This is a genomic window from Rhizobium sp. P1_B8 (genome assembly GCF_056406515.1).
In genome coordinates, this window is the sequence record NZ_JBFTZZ010000025.1 from 126,344 (window position 1) to 143,815 (window position 17,472).

Genomic DNA, 17,472 nt, shown 5'->3' on the forward strand with positions numbered 1-17,472 from the left:
CTTATTTCGCCCTTCCGGCAAGGCCGCGTGGGAAGACGCAGATGATTGCGATCACGGCGAGATAGAAGAAGAATTCGCCGAATTCCGGCATCAGATACCGCCCGGTCGTATCGATCGCGCCCAGCAGCAGACAGGCAATCAGCGCGCCCGGAATGGAACCCGCGCCGCCGACGGAGACGACGACCAGGAAGGTGACCATGTAGCGCAGCGCATAATAGGGTTCGACGGGCAGGAGTTCGGCGCCGACCACGCCACCGAAGGCGGCAAGCCCGACGGCAACGGCAAAGCTCACCGCATAGATGATCTCGGTGCGCACGCCGAGTGCCGCAGCCATTGCCGCATCATCGACGGAGGCGCGCAGCTTGACGCCGAAGCTGGTCCTGTCGATCGCGAACCAGAGGGCGAGCGCCACAGCCAGGCCGCAGAGGATGACGAAAAGCCGGTGAACGGGAATGGTGCGGAAGCCGAGATCGGCCGATCCCTGCAGCGCACCGGCAAGCGGTATGGTCTTCAGCGTTGGCCCCATCATATAATTGGCGATGCCGATGACGCAGAAGGTGATGCCGATCGTCATCAGCACCTGGGTCAGTTCCGGCGCGCCATAGATCCGGCGGAAGAGAAAACGCTCGATCGGAATGGCGACGATGATGGTGATGACAACGGCGGCGATGACTGCCGTGGCATAACCAAGGCCGAGGTCGCGGGCGACATAGGAGGCGATATAGCCGCCGATCATCGCGAAAGCGCCGTGAGCGAGGTTAACGACACGCATCAGCCCCATGGTCACCGAAAGGCCGATCGATATGACGAAGAGCACCATGCCATAGGCAAAGGCATCGACGGCTATGCTGAAGACTGTCTGCATGGGGATACCTTGCTTCGATGCGACGGGCTCGACGCCTTCGGGCAGCTCCGGAGAGATCGGAAGTCTGCCCGAAGCACTGCCCAAGCCCGTCGCATGCTGTGATGCTCGATGTTACTTGACGGCCGCCAGGCCCGGATCGCCCTGCTTCTCGAAGGTCTGGACTTCCTTGTTGATGTAGGTCCCGTCATCCGCCTTGGTGACTTCGCGCAGATAGATGTTCTGTGTGATGTGGCGGCTTTCGGGATCGATCGAAACCGGCCCGCGCGGGCTGGTCCAGGCAAGGCCCTTGACCGCATCGACGGCCTTTTCAGCATCCTGCTTGCCGCCCGTCGCCTCGATCATCTTGTAGATGACATACATGCCGTCATAGGAGCTGACCGCGGGGAAGGAGAGTTCGGCCTTGTTGCCGATCGCTTTGGTCGCCGCCTCGACGAAAGCCTTGTTCTCCGGAGAATCGTGCGACACGGCATAGTGGAAGGTCGTCTGGATGCCGAGTGCCGCATCGCCGAGCGCCGGCAGATCGGATTCCTGGGTCAGATCGCCCGGCGCGAAGAACTTGATGCCGGCCGTCTTCAGGCCATTGTCGTTGTAAGCCTTGACGAAGCCGAGTGTCGTCGGACCTGACGGCAGGAAGGCGAAGACGCCCTCAGCGCCGGAATCCTTGATGCGCTGCATGATCGGGCTGAAATCGTTGGTCGCAAGCGGCATGCGGATTGCCTCGACCACCTGACCTCCGGCCTTTTCGAAGCCGGCCTTGAAGGCATTCTCGGCGTCGATGCCGGGGCCGTAATCGCTGACGACCGAAATCACCTTCTTGACGCCGGCATCGAAGGCGACCTTGGCGATCGGCGTCGAGGTCTGCCAGGTGGTAAACGAGGTGCGGACGACAAGCGGGCTCTTGGTGACGATCGCCGAGGTGGCGGCGTTCATGATGACCATCGGCACGTTGCCCTGCTTCAGGATTGGCGTCACCGCCATCGCATCGGGGGTGAAATAGAAGCCGGCCAGATACTGGACCTTCTCCTTGACGATCAGTTCCTGCGCCAGGGCCTTGGATTGGGCGGGATCGGCCTGCGGCACGTCGCGATAGACGATCTCGACCGTGTCGCTGCCGACCTTGTTGCCGTTGACCGCCATATAGGCGTCGATGCCGGCCTTGAAGTTCTTGCCCTGCAGCGCGAACGGACCGGAGAACGGGCCGATGACGCCGACCTTGATGGTGTCTGCATAGGCCGTGCCGCTGAGCACGACGGCCGCAACGGCGGCCAGAAATAGCTTCTTCATTCTCTCTCTCCCTTTTTGGCGCACTCCCGCGCCGTATTCGCTAGCCGCCCAAAATTGAGCGTTAGCTTGTCATGCGAAATGGTGATGTAAAATGAAATAAATGCCGTAATCCATGACCTAGCGATTATGATTGTGCATCGAAGATGCGGAATTATCCTCGTCTCAGAATGGTAATCCCACATAATTCTCCGCGAGCGCCGTCGAGGCGGCGCGGGAATGGGTGAGATAGTCGAGCTCCGCCTCCTGGATTTTCTGGTCGAAATCACCGGTATCGGGAAAACGATGCATCATCGTCGTCATCCACCAGGAAAACCGCACGGCTTTCCACACACGGGCGAGCGCCTTCTGCGAGTAAGCGTCAATGCCACTATTCGAGCCTTCGCGGTAATGCTCGATCAGCCCGGAGAAAAGGTAATGGACGTCGCTGGCGGCAAGGTTCAATCCCTTGGCCCCGGTCGGCGGGACGATATGGGCAGCGTCGCCGACCAGGAAAAGCCGGCCGAAACGCATCGGTTCGGCAACGAAGGAGCGCAGCGGCGCAATCGATTTCTCGAAGGACGGCGCGGTCGCCAATGCCTCGGCATGATGCGTCGGCAGCCGCCGTCTCAATTCGTCCCAGAAGCGATCGTCGCTCCAGTCCTCGATCTTCTCGTCGAGCGTACATTGGATGTAGTAGCGGCTGCGGGTGGCCGAGCGCATCGAACAGAGCGCAAAGCCCCTTGGATGGTTGGCGTAGATCAGCTCATGGCTGACGGGCGCCACGTCGGCCAGGACCCCCAGCCAGCCGAAGGGATAGACCTTCTCGAAAATCCTGATCGCGCGTTCCGGGACGGCCTTGCGGCTGGCGCCGTGAAACCCGTCGCAGCCGGCGATGAAGTCACAATCGATGCGCTTGGCAACACCGTCTTTCACATAGGTGACGAAGGGAGAAGGGCCGTCGAAGTCGTGCGGCGCGACATCGACTGCATCGTAGATCGATAAGGAGCCGCTTACTTCGCGCCGCTCCATGAGATCGCGCGTCACTTCGGTCTGTCCGTAGACGGTGACGCGCCTGCCGCCGGTCAATTCGTGAAGGTCGATGCGATGGTCGCGTCCGTCGAAGGCCAGCGAGAAACCGTCATGCGGCAGCCCCTCGGCATGCAGCCTCGCGCCTGATTTGGCCTGATCCAGCAGCCCGACGGTGCCTTCCTCCAGAACGCCGGCACGAACCCGGCCGAGGATGTAATCCTTGTTCACACGATCGAGGATGACATTGTCGATGCCGGCTTCGGTCAGAAGCTGGCCGAGCAGCAGGCCGGATGGCCCCGAACCGATGATGGCGACCTGACTTCGCAAATGCTGCCTCCCTGCATTTTTGCGTTTTGCCAGATTCTGCCGTGCCGCGCTTGCCGCAGCAATGGACATCCCAACCTAAAAATTGCACTAATCGAACATTGGTGCGGGAGGAGCCCCATGAGCAGACATATCCCTACCTACGAACTCTACGGCGAAAAGACCGGGCGAGAACCGGATTTTTGGGTGCATTGCGAAACAATTCGCTCCCGCAGCAGTTTGCATCACTGGGAGATCCGTCCGCACCGCCACGAGAGTTTCTTTCAGATATTGTACATCGAAAGCGGTTCGGGTGATGCGATCTTCGGCGAAATAAGCCACGCTATCCGTCCGCCCGCCATCATCACCGTGCCGCCCGGGCTTAATCACGGCTTTCGTTTTTCACGCGATATCGACGGCCTGGTGATCACCCTGTTGAGATCCCATCTCAGCCATCCGCCCGGCGACCGAAGCCAGCTCGGCGAATGGCTGGCGGCGCCGCATCTGACGCCGCTCGATCCCGATCATGCCGAGGCCGTCTATGTCATGCAGACGTTGAAGCGGCTGGGCGACGAATTCGAAAACCGCCGCAGCGGCCGCAATGAGGCGTTGGCCGCCTATGTCGCCCTGGCGCTACGGCTGACGGCAAGGATTTCCCATGAGGGGAATACGCATGAACTTCCGCTCAACGAGAACGAGCGGCGGATGGAAATACTGAGCGAGCTCATTCAGCAGCATTTTCGATCGCACAAGCCCGCGTCTTTCTATGCCAGAGAGCTTGGGGTTTCGCCGACGCATCTCACCCGCATCGTCCGGTCGATGACCGGCAACACTCCCCACGAACTGATCGCCGGTAAGCTCGTCGAAGAGGCGAAACGCCAGCTCGTTTTTACGCTGGGCAGCGTTCAGGAGATCGGGTTTCGGCTCGGCTTTGCCGATCCCGCCTATTTCTCGCGCTTCTTTTTTAAGTATACGGGAGAAACGCCGCGGGTCTGGCGAATGAAGGAAAAAGTCCGGCTCGAACGTGCATAGGGTTTCGGCATTCCGGGTGCGACGCGTTCGCGGAGGGTCGCCCGGTGGGGATCGCCTTACCAGGCTTCGACGCCGTCTTCCGTGTTGCGGGGGCGTTCGTCGGTGCGGGTCTCGTATGCCTCGCGTTCCCCAGCTGGCTTGACGGTATCGGCTGAGCCATCCGGCCGGGCTTCGGGCGTCATGTAGAAAGCGAGCGCCTTTTCCAGCCGGGCGGCGGTGAGCGTGGCAGCGAAACCCTTCATGTCGTTTCCTCGGTCAGTGGCTTAGAGCTTTCCCAAGACACATAGCCTACGATATGGCCATTCTGGAACAGCGCCCTGATCGTTTTCACCAACTTTAGACCGTCGCTTGACGATTGCTCCCGCCGGATAATCTTCTCCGACCAGGTCCGCGCGACTCTGTTTGGTTTTGGCTTCACGCCGTCGGCCATGTCCAGTTCCGCACAATCTCGCTGTAGATGCCTTCGAGATAGGTGTTGGCGACCATGCCCGGCCCGCCATGGCCGGGGCCGCACATGTAGATGATATCGAGGTCGCGGGCGCGGATCAGGCGGTTCAGATGCGCATAGATGAAGTTGAGGCCGGGTGTCGTGCCCCAATGGCCGAGCAGGCGGGGCTTGATGTGCTCTGGTTTCAGCGGCTCGCGCAGCAGCGGATTGGACAGCAGATAGATCTGGCCGATGGAGAGATAATTGGCGGCGCGCCAATAGCGGTCGATCAGAGTGAGTTCGGCATCGGTAAGAGCGGCGGTCGAGACATGCTTTTCCATGGGTTTCTCCCGTTCGAAAATGTCTTCAACGTCAATTCTACCGGCGGATGCCGGCAAGCTGTTGATCTGGATCACCCGCCGCGAAGAAGAGACAGCGCCTCGTCAGCGATGACCTGTTCCTCATCGGTGGCGATGACATGGGTGGCGATGCGGCTTTCCCTGGTGCTGATCGTAAAATCATTGGCGGCATTGGCCTTTTCGTCGATTGCAAGGCCAAGCCAAGACAGCCGCTTGGCCACGCCGGCGCGGATCTCCGGTTGATGTTCGCCGATGCCGGCGGTGAAGACGATGGCGTCAAGCCCCTTCAGCGTTGCCGCCATGCGGCCGATTTCGCCGGCAATGCGCAGCGTGAAGAGGTCGATCGCCTGGCGCGCCTGCGGCCGGCCGTCCTTCAACAGCTCGCGTGTATCGGCGCTGATGCCGGAGACGCCAAGCAGGCCGGATCGGTGATAGAGCAGGTCTTCGATCTCCTCGAAGGACTGTTTCCTCTGACCGGCCAGATGCAAGATGACGCCGGGATCGAGCCAGCCGGGGCGCGTCGCCATCGGGATGCCATCGAGCGTCGAAAAGCCCATGCTGCAATCGCGGCTGATGCCGCCATCCAATGCACAGAGGCTCGCGCCGCTGCCGAGATGGGCGACGACCACCTTTGCCGCGCGCGGCGCCTTGCGGCGAAGCTCTCCGGCGATGTATTTATAGGAAAGGCCGTGGAAGCCGTAACGCTTGATGCCCTCGTCATGCAGCGCGCGGGGAATGGCGAAGCGGCGAACGAGATCGTCCTGCGTGGAGTGGAAGGCGGTGTCGAAGGAGGCGGTCTGGGCAAGATGCGGTTTCAGATGCTTGAGCGCGCGGATGAAACGCAGCGCCTGCGGTTGGTGCAAGGGCGCAAGCGGGGTCAGCGCATCGATGGCATCGATTGCGGTGGCGTCGAGGGCGATCGCCCTGGTGAAGCGGTCGCCGCCATGGACGACGCGGTGGCCGGCAGCGTGCGCGGCGGTCATGTCGAAATGATCGGCGAGAAGCGCGAAAGTCTCATCGATGACGCCGTGCAGATCTTCTGTCACCTCGGCCTTCATCGGAATCTCGAAGGTCTGCGGCCCTTTCGTCAGGCCGAGCGACAGCGGTTCGGCGCGGAAATCGATCACGCCCTTGCCGATGCGCCGTGCCTTGCCGCCGTCTATCGCGAAGATGCCGATCTTAACGGTCGAGGAGCCGGTGTTGAAGGTCAGCAGCAGGCCGGTCGATGACATGTCTTCTAAGACTCCGCGCGGGTGTGAGATGACCGAACTTAGCGTCGGATGTCCAGGCGGGAAGGATTTATTCGCTCGGGGCGCGCTTTGTTGCTGCATAGACAACCATCGTCCGCCGCTTGGGATCATAACGCGGCATCTTTTATGGAGGCGAGGGTACCAGGCGCATCACCGTCAATATCGTCGGACATCAGTGCTTACGGGCGGTTCTGACGCTGCCGGCCTCGATCGCGATCGCCTTCGTGCTCTTCGTGATCATGCGTCAGGTTTTTTAGGGCGTCCCGTCAGGCCGTGGAGGCCAGGCTGGCATTGCGATCGCTGATGAAGATGCCCGCCTCGGCGGCGGGCATCGCCTTGCCGAAGAGATAGCCCTGGCCGATGTCGCAGCCGAGCTGCAGCAGGAAGGCGAGCTGGCCGTGCTCCTCGATGCCTTCCGCAGTCGTCTTGATGTTGAGGCTCCTGCCGAGGCCGAGCATGGCGCGGACGATCTTTTCCTGGCGTTCTTCGTCGCGATAGGTGGCGATGAAGCTTTTGTCGATCTTGATCTTGTCGAATCGATAGCGGGCGAGCTGGGCGAGGCTCGAATAGCCCGTGCCGAAATCGTCGAGTGCGATCTGGATGCCGGCGGCATGCAGTTCGTCGAGAATGAGGGCGGCGACGGCGGGATCCTGGATCAGCGCGTTTTCGGTGATCTCCACTTCCAGGCGCTGCGGTGGCAGCCGGCTTGCCGAAAGCACCTTGAGAATGCGCGACGTCAGCAATCTGTCTTCCATCTGCACCGGCGAGACGTTGAAGGACAACGTCACATGCTCCGGCCAGGTGAGGGCGTCGCTGCAGGCCTGGGCAAGAAGATCCTCGAACAATGCGGTGATCATGCCGGTTTCCTCGGCGATATCGATGAAGACCGGCGGCGGGATGTTGACGCCGTCGTCGCCGATCCAGCGCGCCAGCGCCTCGAAGCCGCAGAGCTGGCCGGTCTTCAGGTCGATCAGCGGCTGATAGAAGGGCTTGATCGCCTTGTTGGAGATTGCGGCGCGCAGCCTGGTTTCCAACGCGGCGCGTTCCGTAACTTTGTCCTGCATCGAAGGTTCGAAGACGAAATAATGGTTGGGCCCGCGTGATTTCGCCTCGTACATGGCGAGGTCGGCACGGTGGGCGGCATCTTCCAGCGGTTCGGCTTCCTCGACCCAGCGGTCATAGCCGACGCTAGCGCCGACTTCGACGGCAAAACCATCGATATGGATCGGCCGGGTGACGGCCTGGATCAGCAGCCTGGCAAAACGCTCCTCGCGCTGCGCCGTCAGGGCGAAGGCGACGATGATGAATTCGTCGCCGCCGAAGCGGTAGACGCAATCGGCATTGCCGAGCGCGCAGATGCGTCTGGCAACCTCGATCAACAGGATGTCGCCGCCCTTGTGGCCGACGAGGTCATTGACCTTCTTGAAGCCGTCGAGGTCGACGGAGAAGATGGTGACGTTGCGGTCCCACTCCTCGATCTCCGCCTCGTCGTCCTTGATCGGCCGTGAGAGGATCTTGCGCTCGAAGGCGTAGCGGTTCGGCAGCTTGGTCAGATGGTCGTGGGTTGCGGTCCAATCGGCCTTCGACTGGGCGGTGGCGCGCAGTTCCATTTCCTTACGCAGATCGGTGATGCGCAGGACCGAATAGATGAAGCTCATGGCGCCGGCGATGCCGAGCGCCAGAACGAGCTTGTCGGCGCCGTACTCGCCGAAGCCGATCATGAAGGAGACCAGGCTGTCGTCGAGCTGCAACAGCGTGCCGAGGAGCCAGAGGGTTACCCCAAATCCGACGATCGACACGCATTGCCTTCCGGCCCTGCTTTGGAAAAACACCGGCATTATGCCTTCTCCATCTCCCACCATTCGCGGAGATATCACGAAAGTCTGAATGTTTGTTGAAACCAGAAGGCGAATTATCGGAGGCAGCAGCCTATTGCTGTGCCGCTGAGAGACCGACGGGCTTGGGGGAATCTGGGCGTCGTCGTGGGCGATCCCGGTTCAGGAGACCAGTCGACGCGGGAAAGAACGAAGGCGAGCGTGCTAATGCATCGCTCGCCCTTTCTCGTGCTTCAGGCGGTGGCGATCAGCAGCGGAACGCTGACGATGAGACCAACCAGAACCGTGACTGTGGCGAGACGCATGTAACGCAGCCGTCGCGTGCGCTCGCCACTCCAATCATATGTCATTCTTCCATCTCCTTGGGACAAGGAAGTAGTCCCCGCGAAACCGGGTTCAACAGAGATGACGCGATTTGCTTGTGCAAGGCTGGATAAGAATCAGCAGTTTCTAATGCTGGAAGCGCAGCGACCAGCGCAGTCCTTTGCTGGTCATGCGAACGATGGCGAGCGGCTCGACGTCGCTCAGCCAGAAAGAGGAGAGCGGCGCCTGAAGCACATGGGTGACCGCCGCCCGGATGACGGCCGCGTGGCTGACGGCGATCACATGGCCGCCGAGGGCGGATTCACTGTCCATCCAGCCGGCGACGCGGGTGCGCAGATCAACAAAGCTCTCGCCGCCATGCGGGGCCGCTTCCGGATCGCTCATCCAGGCCATGAGGTTCTCCGGCTCTTCGGCCTCTATCGCCGCGATCGACCTGCCGGCCCACCGGCCATGGTCGCAGTCACGAAGTGCGAGGTCTATCCTGGCTTCGAGGTGGAGCGCTTCCGCTGTCTGGCGGGCACGCAAAGCGGGGCTCATGGCAATGCGGTCGGCGCGCGGCGGGGCGGCCATTTTGCCGGCTTCTTCCGCCGCCTTGCCTTCCAGCGGTTCGTCGAGCGGGAACAGCGCCTTGCGGTTCGCCGTCGTCGCGCCGTGGCAGATCCAGGTGAGGCGCGTGTTCACGGTCGTTCTGATCTCCCGGAATGCGGCTCCGGCGCCGCGCGTCTTTTCGAGAGGCGCAAGGGACGCTGTAGCAGTTTGAATGGCTCCATAATCTATCCCTGAATCAATTCCGATTTAAGGAATTATGCAGCAGGACGCCTCTCTGCCGGCTTGTGAAGTTTCGTTGACAGTCTCTTCGGCGTGCAGATATAACCGTGCTGTTGCGGGTTTGGAAGCCGGTGTAAGTCCGGCGCGGTCGCGCCACTGTGACCAGCGTGTCGAAAGTTCTTCGCGCTGGAAGTCAGACCCTACTGCACAAGCACTCTTTCGACTGAACGCGTCATTCCCGGAGGAATATATGTCTGACACCACTTTCGCGCCCGTTGCGGTACCGGCGCCGATCCCTGTAGGCGAGATCCTGCCCTGGGCGATCTTTGGCGGCCTGCTGATGCTGATCGTCCTCTATTTCGTCGGCACCGAGGAAGGCGCGATGGCGCTGTTCAACGGCATGTATGTGCACGAATTCGTGCATGACGGCCGCCATCTCCTCGGCTTTCCCTGCCACTAAAGCGCGTCGCGATCTTTCAGATTCGCTCGTGTCGCTTTAGGTTTTCGTTATTACGCATGTCGTTATCGCAAAACCGCTGCACACTTTTGCGCGACATGCTTTAAGGGAGTTCCTGACATGGTTGGAAACCTTCTGCTTCGCGGCATGCTCGCGGGCCTGATTGCTGGCATCCTCGTTTTCGCTTTCGCCCATACTTTCGGTGAGCCGCTGGTCGATGCGGCGATCGCCTTCGAGGAGGCAAGCGCCCAGGCGGCCGGCGAAGCTGCCGAACCTGAAATCGTCAGTCGCGCCACGCAGGCCGGTCTCGGCCTTTTCACCGGCGTCATGGCCTACAGCGTCGCTGTCGGCGGGCTCTTCGCACTTGCCTTCGCTTTCGTACACGGCCGTTTCAGCAGCCTTTCGGCGCGTGGCACCTCAGCCGTCATCGCCATTGCCGCCTTCGTGGCGATCGTCATCGTTCCCAGTATCAAGTATCCGGCCAACCCGCCGGCGGTGGGCAATCCCGACACGATCGGCGTCAGGACCGAGTTGTTCTTCCTGATGATCGTCGTCTCGCTCGCAGCCCTGATTGCCGCGGTGGCGCTGTCTCGCCGCCTTTCCCAGCGCTTCGGTCTCTGGAACGGCGCGATCATCGCCGGCATGGTCTATCTCGTCTTCATCGGCGTCGTGCTCTATCTGCTGCCGCCGATCAACGAGGTGCCGGAGAACTTCTCGGCGATGGTGCTCTGGCGGTTCCGCACGACCTCGCTTGGCATGCATGTGATCCTCTGGGCAGCCTTGGGGCTGGCCTTCGGAGCGCTTGCCGAAAAGCGGCTTGCAGTTAAGGGCGGGCAACGAGGTCGGCCGGCAACGGCATTTCACTGAAAGCGTCAAAGGGCGCCGCTTTGCCGGCGTCCTGAACTTTGGGAGCTAGCCCGACTTTTTCGAGCGAGTATGAAAAGCAGCAGAACCACACCAATCCTGTCGGCGGCGTTAATCACGGCCGCCTTTTTGTGTGTGGTTGCCGGAAGCGCTTCTGCTCATAGCCGTAGCGATGGCGGCAGCCATGCGGGCCTCAATATCCCCGAGATTTCCCATGGCGAGATGGCTGTCATGTCTGACTATCGCAGTGGGATTATCGACCTTGCATCCCGCGCAGTCGATACGAACGAGCCGTTCCGGCGCGTTCTGAACTATGCCGAAATCCAGTATTCCTACTGCCTATGGGGCCGGATGCCGGGCAGTGTGACCGATGAGCAAAGCCCGTTCAACGAATGCGCCCATGCCTATCTCGCGGCGGCCAAGGCGGTCTTGCTTTCGATGCGTGAGATGCCGCGGGAGAGAGCTGCGGCGGATGAAATTATTTCCGCGGTCGATGCCGATATGGTGCGGCGCGGTCTTGCGCTCATCACCTGTCGATTAAGCGGCGAGGCCTTCAACACCGCTGACATCATCAAGCCACGCTGGAGCGGGATACCATTCCATGCCGCCAGCATGGCGTCGATGACGGGGCTTGCCTCCTTGTTCGGCCTTGGCGTGTTTGCGCTTCGCCGTTTCTCGCGGCCGAAAGCTCAATCGTCGGAATAGCGCTGCTCGCGCCAGGGATCGCCATAGATGTGATAACCGTTCTTTTCCCAGAAGCCGGCCTGGTCGGCGGGCATCAGCTCGATGCGGCGCAGCCATTTGGCGCTTTTCCAGAAATAGAGATGCGGCACGACGAGGCGCATCGGGCCGCCGTGATCCGGTGTCAGCGGCAGGCCTTCCCAAGCGGTGGCAAGGATCGCATCCTCGGCGGCGAAATCGGCCAGCGGCAGGTTGGTGGTATAGCCGTCATAACTTGTCAGCATGACGTAAGCCGCTTCGGGCTTGGGCATGGCGAGATCAAGCAGATCGCGCGTCGAAACGCCCTTCCATTTGTTGTCGTAGCGCGACCACGTGGTGACGCAGTGGATGTCGCTGACCTTGGTGCTCTGCTCGATCGCCTGAAAGGCGGCCCAGGTGAGGGTGAGCGGCGTTTCGATAAGGCCGCGCACGTCAAGCCGCCAGGAATCTGTGGAGACAACAGGCTGCTGGCCGAGATCGAGCACCGGCCAGTTCTTGACAAGGTGCTGGCCGGGCGGCAGGCGCTCGGCTTCGGGACGGCTGATGCGGCCGGTCAGGAACTTGCCCTCGGCCGCCCAACGGCGCTTGGATGTGGTGAGCTTGCTGTCGGCGGGCGTCTGGTCGTCGCTCATGGGCGGGGCCTCCTTGCGGTGCAGCAATAGGACATCCGCCCCTGCCGGGTGTCAAGTTTCGGCAGGCCCTTGGAAATCCCTGTCCACCCCATAGAGCGCCGCGCGTCCGGCAGGGAGCGCTAAGGACGCTCTATCACTTTGAATTGGCGCATAATCCTTTCCGAAAATCGATTCCGATTTTCGGGGTTATGCGTTAACTTGAGCCGTCGGGTATGCCTCGCTGGGGAGTGGAGGCAGAAAGGGGAGGAGCCGGATCTGTCTTCGAGATATCGTGCGATAGCGGCTTTGCTGGTGGTGCCGCTGATCATCTTCGCCTTCTTCACTTATGGGAGCGCGATTGCGACGCGCGCCTATATGGAGGAGGCTTCGGCACAGGCAGGAACGGCGCTGCGGCTTGCCGTTTCGGCACTCAGCGGCCATCTCAACCGCTACGAGGCGCTGCCGGCGCTGATCGCCGATCACGACGACATCAAGGAATTGGTGAGCGCGCCCGAGGATGCGGCGCTGCGCGATGCGGCTAATCTCTATCTCAAGGAGATCAACGGGCTGCTGAAATCCTCTGACATCTATGTGGTCAAGCCGGATGGAGAGACGATCGCTGCCAGCAATTACGATGGGCCCGGAAGCTTCGTTGGACAGAATTTCAGCTACAGGCCCTATTTCCAGGATGCGATCGAAGGCCGGCAGGCGCGCTTCTACGCGCTCGGCACCACCTCGTTGAAACGCGGCTATTATTTCGCTGCGCCGATCCGGACCGGTGCGGATATTCGCGGCGTCATCGTCTTCAAGGTCGATATTGATATGATCGAATCCTCCTGGGGCGGCGGCGAATACAAGATCTTCGTCTCCGATCCCGAGGGCATCATCTTCATGTCCGGCAGCCCGGAATGGCTTTACGGCGCGATCCTGCCGCTGACGGCGGACCGCATCGCACGCACGGAGGCCTCGCGGCGCTATGCCAATGCCAGGCTGGCGGCGCTGCCAGTGACGCGACATCACTTCGAGCAGCATGAGCTGATGACGCTGGCCGGCGAGCGCGACTCGAGCGAATATCTGGTGCTCTCGCATTATATGCCGGCCGAGGACTGGACGGTGAACGTGCTGATGGAGACGAGTTCCATCCGCGCCCAGGCGCGCACGGCGCTTGCCGCCGTGTTTCTTATTCTCTGCATTGCAGGGCTTACGGTGGCCGTCCTTCGCCAGCGGCGGGCGCGGCTTGCCGAGCGCATGCAGTTGCAAGCGGAGGCCCGCAACGAACTGGAACAGCGCGTCGAGGAGCGCACGGCCGATCTTGCGCGCGTCAACAGCCGCATCGAGGAGGAGATCGCCGAACGGCGGCTGACCGAACAGCAGCTCCGCCAGACACAAGCCGACCTCATCCAGGCGGGCAAGCTTGCCGGCCTCGGGCAGATGTCGGCTGCCCTTTCGCACGAGTTCAACCAGCCGCTCGCCGCCGCCAAGACCTATACGGACAGTGCCTCCGTCCTCATCGACCGTGGGCGGACGGAGGAGGCGCGGGATAATATCCGGCGGATCGGTGGGCTGATCGACCGCATGGCTGCGATCAGCCGGCACCTGCGCAACTTCGCCCGCAAGCCGAACGAGAAGCTCGGGTCGGTGTCTCTCGACGAGGCGATGCATGATACGCTCGAGATCATTGCCTGGCGGCTGAAGGCGGCGGACGCCGAACTCCTGCTGGATCTCGGGCCGCGTCCGCCGGTTGTGCGCGCCGGTTCGGTGCGTCTGCAGCAGGTGCTGGTGAATGTGATTTCCAACGCGGCCGATGCGGTGGAAGGGCTGGATGACAGACGCATCGAGGTTTCGGCCTTCGAGGAGGCCGGCAAGGTGGTGCTGACAGTGCGGGACCATGGGCCCGGCGTGCCGGCGGCGATCGCCGAGCGTATCTTCGATCCCTTCTTCACGACAAAGGGTGTCGGCAAGGGGCTCGGCCTCGGGCTTTCGATCTCCTACAACATCATCAAGGATTTCGGCGGCAGCCTTGCTGCTGCCAATCATCCCGAAGGGGGGGCGGTGTTCCGCATCGAGCTGCAATCGGCGGCAGGGCTGATGCCGGAGGCGGCGGAATGAACGATGCGAAGATCCTGCTGGTCGACGACGAGGAGGAACTGCGCCGCTCGACGGCGCAGGCGCTGGAGCTCTCCGGCTTCAGCGTCGAGACCTATTCGAACGGCGATCATGTGCTGGAGCTGATCGGCTACAGCTTCCCCGGCGTGGTCGTCAGTGACATCCGCATGCCGGGCATCGACGGCATGACGCTGATGCAGAAGATCCGCGAGCTCGACCCGGAGGTGCCGGTCATTCTCGTCACCGGGCACGGCGATGTGCAGCTTGCGGTGAAGGCGATGCGCGAAGGCGCCTATGATTTCATCGAGAAGCCGTTCACGCCCGAGATGCTCGCCGGCGTCATCCGCCGGGCGATGGAGCGGCGCGGCCTCGTGCTCGAAAACCGGCTGTTGAAAGCGGTCGCCGGCAAGCGCGACGATATCGAGGCGCGGCTGCCGGGTCGCACGCAGGTGATGGTGGATTTGCGCTACCGCATCCGGGCGATCGGGGCGAGCGATGCCGATACGCTTATCGTCGGAGAAACGGGTGCCGGCAAGGAGGTTGTGGCGCGTGCGCTCCACGACATCAGCGCTCGGGCGAGCCGGCCGTTTATCGCGATCAATTGCGCCGCACTGCCGGCAAACCTGATCGAGAGCGAGCTTTTCGGCCATGAGGTGGGGGCCTTTCCGGGTGCGGTGAGGCCGCGTTACGGAAAATTCGAACATGGGCGCGGCGGCACGATCCTGCTCGATGAGATCGGCTCAATGCCCTTCGACCTGCAGGCGAAGTTTCTGCGGGTGCTGCAGGAACGGGTAATCTCACGGCTCGGATCGAACGAAGTGGTGGCGCTCGACGTGCGCTTCATCGCGACGAGCAAGGTCGATCTGGAGGCGGAGGTGGCGGCGGGGCGTTTTCGCGCCGACCTCTTCTATCGGCTGAATGTCGCGACGCTGCACGTGCCGTCGCTGTCGCAGCGGCGGGCGGATGTTCCGCTGCTTTTCCTGCAGCTGGTGCGGGAAGCGGCGGCCCGCTATGGCCGCGACGAGATGGCCGTGCCGCCGGACGTGATCTCCGATATCGCTCAGCGCGACTGGCCCGGCAATGTGCGTGAATTGAGGAACGCCGCAGACCGTCTGGTCCTCGGTCTCGACAATGGCGGGCGCCAAGCCGAGGAGGCGACCGGGCTTGCTGAGCGTGTCGCCGAATTCGAACGAGGGGTCATTGCCAGCGCGCTGGTGGCCCATGGAGGCAGCCTCAGGCCGGTCTATGAGTCGCTCGGCATTTCCCGGAAGACGCTCTACGAAAAGATGCAGAAATATGGTCTCGACAAGCGGATGCTGACCACCGAAAGTTAGCCATTTTCGGAAGGAGCATGCTTTTCGAAGTGACGATTCCGGCGGCTGGCTGCGCATTCTCTCCAACCTCAAGGCGCTGATCGAGACCGGCGAAGTGGTACTGCCTCAGAAAAGTAAGGGTGTGGCTACAGTGTGATGGGTGGATTTCCACCCATCACACTGCCTGTTTGTTTCCGAATCGACCCATGCTGCATCGCACTGTCGCAAAAACGTCTTTCGAAAGCGGCTGTAATGATTGCGGGTCGATTTTTCCCGGCGGCAAATAGGTGATCCGAACCGGCGCGGAGGATGTGTCGGCGGGCTTGCTTATTTCATCAGGGAGGAAACGATGAAAATTCTGAAGGCCATGCTCGGCCTGACCGCGGCTGCTGCGGTCTCTGTTCTCGCCAGCGTCGCTTCGGCGCAGACCTATCCCGAGCGCACCATCACCATGGTCGTGCCCTTTGCGGCCGGCGGCCCGACCGATACCGTCGCGCGCCTGGTCGCCGAATCCATGTCGAAGGATCTCGGCCAGCAGATCGTCGTCGAAAATGTCGGTGGCGCGGGCGGCACGCTCGGCGCCGGCCGCGTGGCGAATGCCGATCCCGACGGTTATACCATCCTGCTGCACCATATCGGCATGGCGACCAGCGCCACGCTCTACCGCAAGCTTGCCTATGACACGCTCGGCGCCTTCGACTATGTCGGCCTCGTCACCGAGGTGCCGATGACGATCGTTGCCCGCAAGGACATGGAGCCGGCCGACCTCAAGGGGCTGATCGATTACATCAAGGCCAATAAGGACAAGGTAACGGTCGCCAATGCCGGAATCGGTGCGGCCTCGCATCTCTGCGGCATGATGTTCATGAGCGCCATCCAGACGCCGCTGACGACCGTTCCCTACAAGGGCACCGGCCCTGCCATGACCGATCTGCTCGGCGGCCAGGTCGACGTCATGTGCGACCAGACGACCAACACGACGAAGCAGATCCAGGGCGGCACGATCAAGGCCTATGCCGTGACCTCGCCCAAACGCCTCGACGTAATGAAGGACATTCCGACTGCCGTCGAAGCCGGCCTGCCGGGTTTCGAAGTCGGTATCTGGCACGGCATCTATACGCCGAAGGGCACGCCGGCTGAGATCAACGAACGTCTGTCGAAGTCGCTGCAGGTGGCGCTGAAGGATCCGAATGTCGGCGCCCGCTTCGCCGAGCTCGGCACGACGCCATCCTCCGACGCTGATGCGACGCCGGCTGCGCTGAAAGCCAAGCTCGAGAGCGAGATCGCCCGCTGGAAAACCGTGATCGAGGCTGCCGGCGAATATGCCGACTGAGGATTATCCTCGTCCAGGACATGCCGGATGAGCCCTTCACTCTAACCCTCTCCCCGCATGCGGGGAGAGGGTGCCGGCAGGCGGATGAGGGGCAATCGCATCAGCAGCGCATCACGAACCATCTCCAACCCCAGGAGACACCATGAAATCCATCAGTTTCGATACCACCAATGCGATCTGCGGCGCGCTTTTCGTCGCGACCGGTGCTTTCTTCGCCATCCAGTCGCTGGGGCTCGACCTCGGCACGACAGTGCGCATGGGGCCTGGTTATTTTCCCCTGGTGCTGGCCGGCGTGCTCGTGCTTCTCGGCGCGATCATCTTCATTCAGGCTCTCCGCGTAGAGGGCGAGCCGATCGACCCGTTTGCCTGGCGCGGCATGCTCTTCATTCTGCCGGCACCGGTGTTCTTCGGCTTGACGGTGCGGGGGCTAGGTTTTGCGCCGTCACTGTTCTTCACCGCCTTCATCGCCTGCTTCGCATCGCAAAAGATGAACCTGTTCTTCGCGATCATCCTCTCGCTGCTGCTGACGATCTTTTCGGTGGCGGTCTTCAGCTATGGGCTCGGCTTGCCGTTCGAGCGCTTCGGCCCCTGGGTCCGGTTCTAGGAGACGATG

At 61.7% G+C, this 17,472-nt stretch carries 16 protein-coding genes and 1 pseudogene; 8 read left to right on the plus strand and 9 right to left on the minus strand.

Translation table 11 applies throughout. From position 1 onward, the window contains the following. Position 1: 1 nt before the first annotated feature. From AC1D2N_RS26195 to pobA, 3 genes are all read right to left on the minus strand, one after another. On the minus strand, positions 2–865 hold the full coding sequence (locus AC1D2N_RS26195; RefSeq protein WP_026230593.1) for a branched-chain amino acid ABC transporter permease: 864 nt from the start codon (positions 863–865) through the stop codon (positions 2–4). A 111-nt stretch (positions 866–976) separates the two neighbouring features. Beyond that, a complete protein-coding gene (locus AC1D2N_RS26200; RefSeq protein WP_028733480.1) occupies positions 977–2,149 on the minus strand; it encodes an ABC transporter substrate-binding protein in 1,173 nt (390 codons plus the stop codon). 162 nt (positions 2,150–2,311) lie between these two features. Continuing rightward, positions 2,312–3,484, minus strand: coding sequence for a 4-hydroxybenzoate 3-monooxygenase (gene pobA / locus AC1D2N_RS26205; RefSeq protein ID WP_130758936.1), 1,173 nt, complete (start codon positions 3,482–3,484; stop codon positions 2,312–2,314). A gap of 117 nt (positions 3,485–3,601) precedes the next feature. On the opposite strand from pobA, the gene AC1D2N_RS26210 reads away from it, so the two are divergent. Continuing rightward, positions 3,602–4,492, plus strand: a complete 891-nt coding sequence (locus tag AC1D2N_RS26210) for a helix-turn-helix domain-containing protein (RefSeq protein WP_028733478.1) — start codon at positions 3,602–3,604, stop codon at positions 4,490–4,492. Between the two features lie 56 nt (positions 4,493–4,548). Here the strand turns inward: AC1D2N_RS26210 and AC1D2N_RS26215 are convergent, their stop codons facing one another. From AC1D2N_RS26215 to AC1D2N_RS26235, 5 genes and pseudogenes are all read right to left on the minus strand, one after another. After that, a complete protein-coding gene (locus tag AC1D2N_RS26215; RefSeq protein ID WP_028733477.1) occupies positions 4,549–4,734 on the minus strand; it encodes a hypothetical protein in 186 nt (61 codons plus the stop codon). Between the two features lie 202 nt (positions 4,735–4,936). Beyond that, a pseudogene (locus AC1D2N_RS26220) lies at positions 4,937–5,260 on the minus strand (phosphoketolase family protein); the annotation flags it as partial. Positions 5,261–5,331: 71 nt separating this feature from the next. Continuing rightward, positions 5,332–6,510, minus strand: a complete 1,179-nt coding sequence (locus tag AC1D2N_RS26225; protein WP_130758935.1) for an acetate/propionate family kinase — start codon at positions 6,508–6,510, stop codon at positions 5,332–5,334. 284 nt (positions 6,511–6,794) lie between these two features. Further along, positions 6,795–8,366: a putative bifunctional diguanylate cyclase/phosphodiesterase gene (locus AC1D2N_RS26230; RefSeq protein WP_130758934.1), complete on the minus strand. Its 1,572-nt coding sequence runs from the start codon at positions 8,364–8,366 to the stop codon at positions 6,795–6,797. A 447-nt stretch (positions 8,367–8,813) separates the two neighbouring features. Next, positions 8,814–9,368: a histidine phosphatase family protein gene (locus AC1D2N_RS26235; protein ID WP_130758933.1), complete on the minus strand. Its 555-nt coding sequence runs from the start codon at positions 9,366–9,368 to the stop codon at positions 8,814–8,816. A 337-nt stretch (positions 9,369–9,705) separates the two neighbouring features. Here AC1D2N_RS26235 and AC1D2N_RS26240 point away from each other — a divergent pair, with 337 nt between their 5' ends. The 3 genes from AC1D2N_RS26240 (at position 9,706) to AC1D2N_RS26250 (ending at position 11,481) form a co-directional block, all read left to right on the plus strand. Next, positions 9,706–9,915 carry a CbtB domain-containing protein gene (locus tag AC1D2N_RS26240; RefSeq protein ID WP_003542661.1) on the plus strand — a complete coding sequence of 70 codons (210 nt, stop codon included), beginning with the start codon at positions 9,706–9,708 and terminating at the stop codon, positions 9,913–9,915. Positions 9,916–10,032: 117 nt separating this feature from the next. Further along, positions 10,033–10,779 (plus strand): CbtA family protein, encoded by a 747-nt coding sequence (locus AC1D2N_RS26245; protein ID WP_130758932.1) that lies wholly within the window; start codon positions 10,033–10,035, stop codon positions 10,777–10,779. A 69-nt stretch (positions 10,780–10,848) separates the two neighbouring features. Beyond that, the gene (locus tag AC1D2N_RS26250; protein ID WP_130758931.1) at positions 10,849–11,481 is read left to right on the plus strand and encodes a hypothetical protein; all 633 of its coding nucleotides are present in this window, start codon (positions 10,849–10,851) and stop codon (positions 11,479–11,481) included. On the opposite strand, the gene AC1D2N_RS26255 is transcribed toward AC1D2N_RS26250, so the two are convergent. Continuing rightward, the gene (locus AC1D2N_RS26255) at positions 11,466–12,128 is read right to left on the minus strand and encodes a sulfite oxidase-like oxidoreductase (protein WP_112904890.1); all 663 of its coding nucleotides are present in this window, start codon (positions 12,126–12,128) and stop codon (positions 11,466–11,468) included. The two genes, AC1D2N_RS26250 and AC1D2N_RS26255, sit on opposite strands and share 16 nt — an antisense overlap. Before the next feature lie 291 nt (positions 12,129–12,419). On the opposite strand from AC1D2N_RS26255, the gene AC1D2N_RS26260 reads away from it, so the two are divergent. From AC1D2N_RS26260 to AC1D2N_RS26275, 4 genes are all read left to right on the plus strand, one after another. Beyond that, positions 12,420–14,216, plus strand: a complete 1,797-nt coding sequence (locus AC1D2N_RS26260) for a sensor histidine kinase (RefSeq protein WP_315855463.1) — start codon at positions 12,420–12,422, stop codon at positions 14,214–14,216. Further along, on the plus strand, positions 14,213–15,547 hold the full coding sequence (locus tag AC1D2N_RS26265; RefSeq protein WP_011653327.1) for a sigma-54-dependent transcriptional regulator: 1,335 nt from the start codon (positions 14,213–14,215) through the stop codon (positions 15,545–15,547). Before AC1D2N_RS26260 ends, AC1D2N_RS26265 begins: the two co-directional genes overlap by 4 nt. A gap of 328 nt (positions 15,548–15,875) precedes the next feature. Next, a complete protein-coding gene (locus AC1D2N_RS26270; RefSeq protein WP_018243407.1) occupies positions 15,876–16,859 on the plus strand; it encodes a tripartite tricarboxylate transporter substrate-binding protein in 984 nt (327 codons plus the stop codon). Between the two features lie 142 nt (positions 16,860–17,001). Beyond that, positions 17,002–17,463, plus strand: coding sequence for a tripartite tricarboxylate transporter TctB family protein (locus AC1D2N_RS26275; RefSeq protein ID WP_018445878.1), 462 nt, complete (start codon positions 17,002–17,004; stop codon positions 17,461–17,463). Positions 17,464–17,472 lie beyond the last annotated feature (9 nt).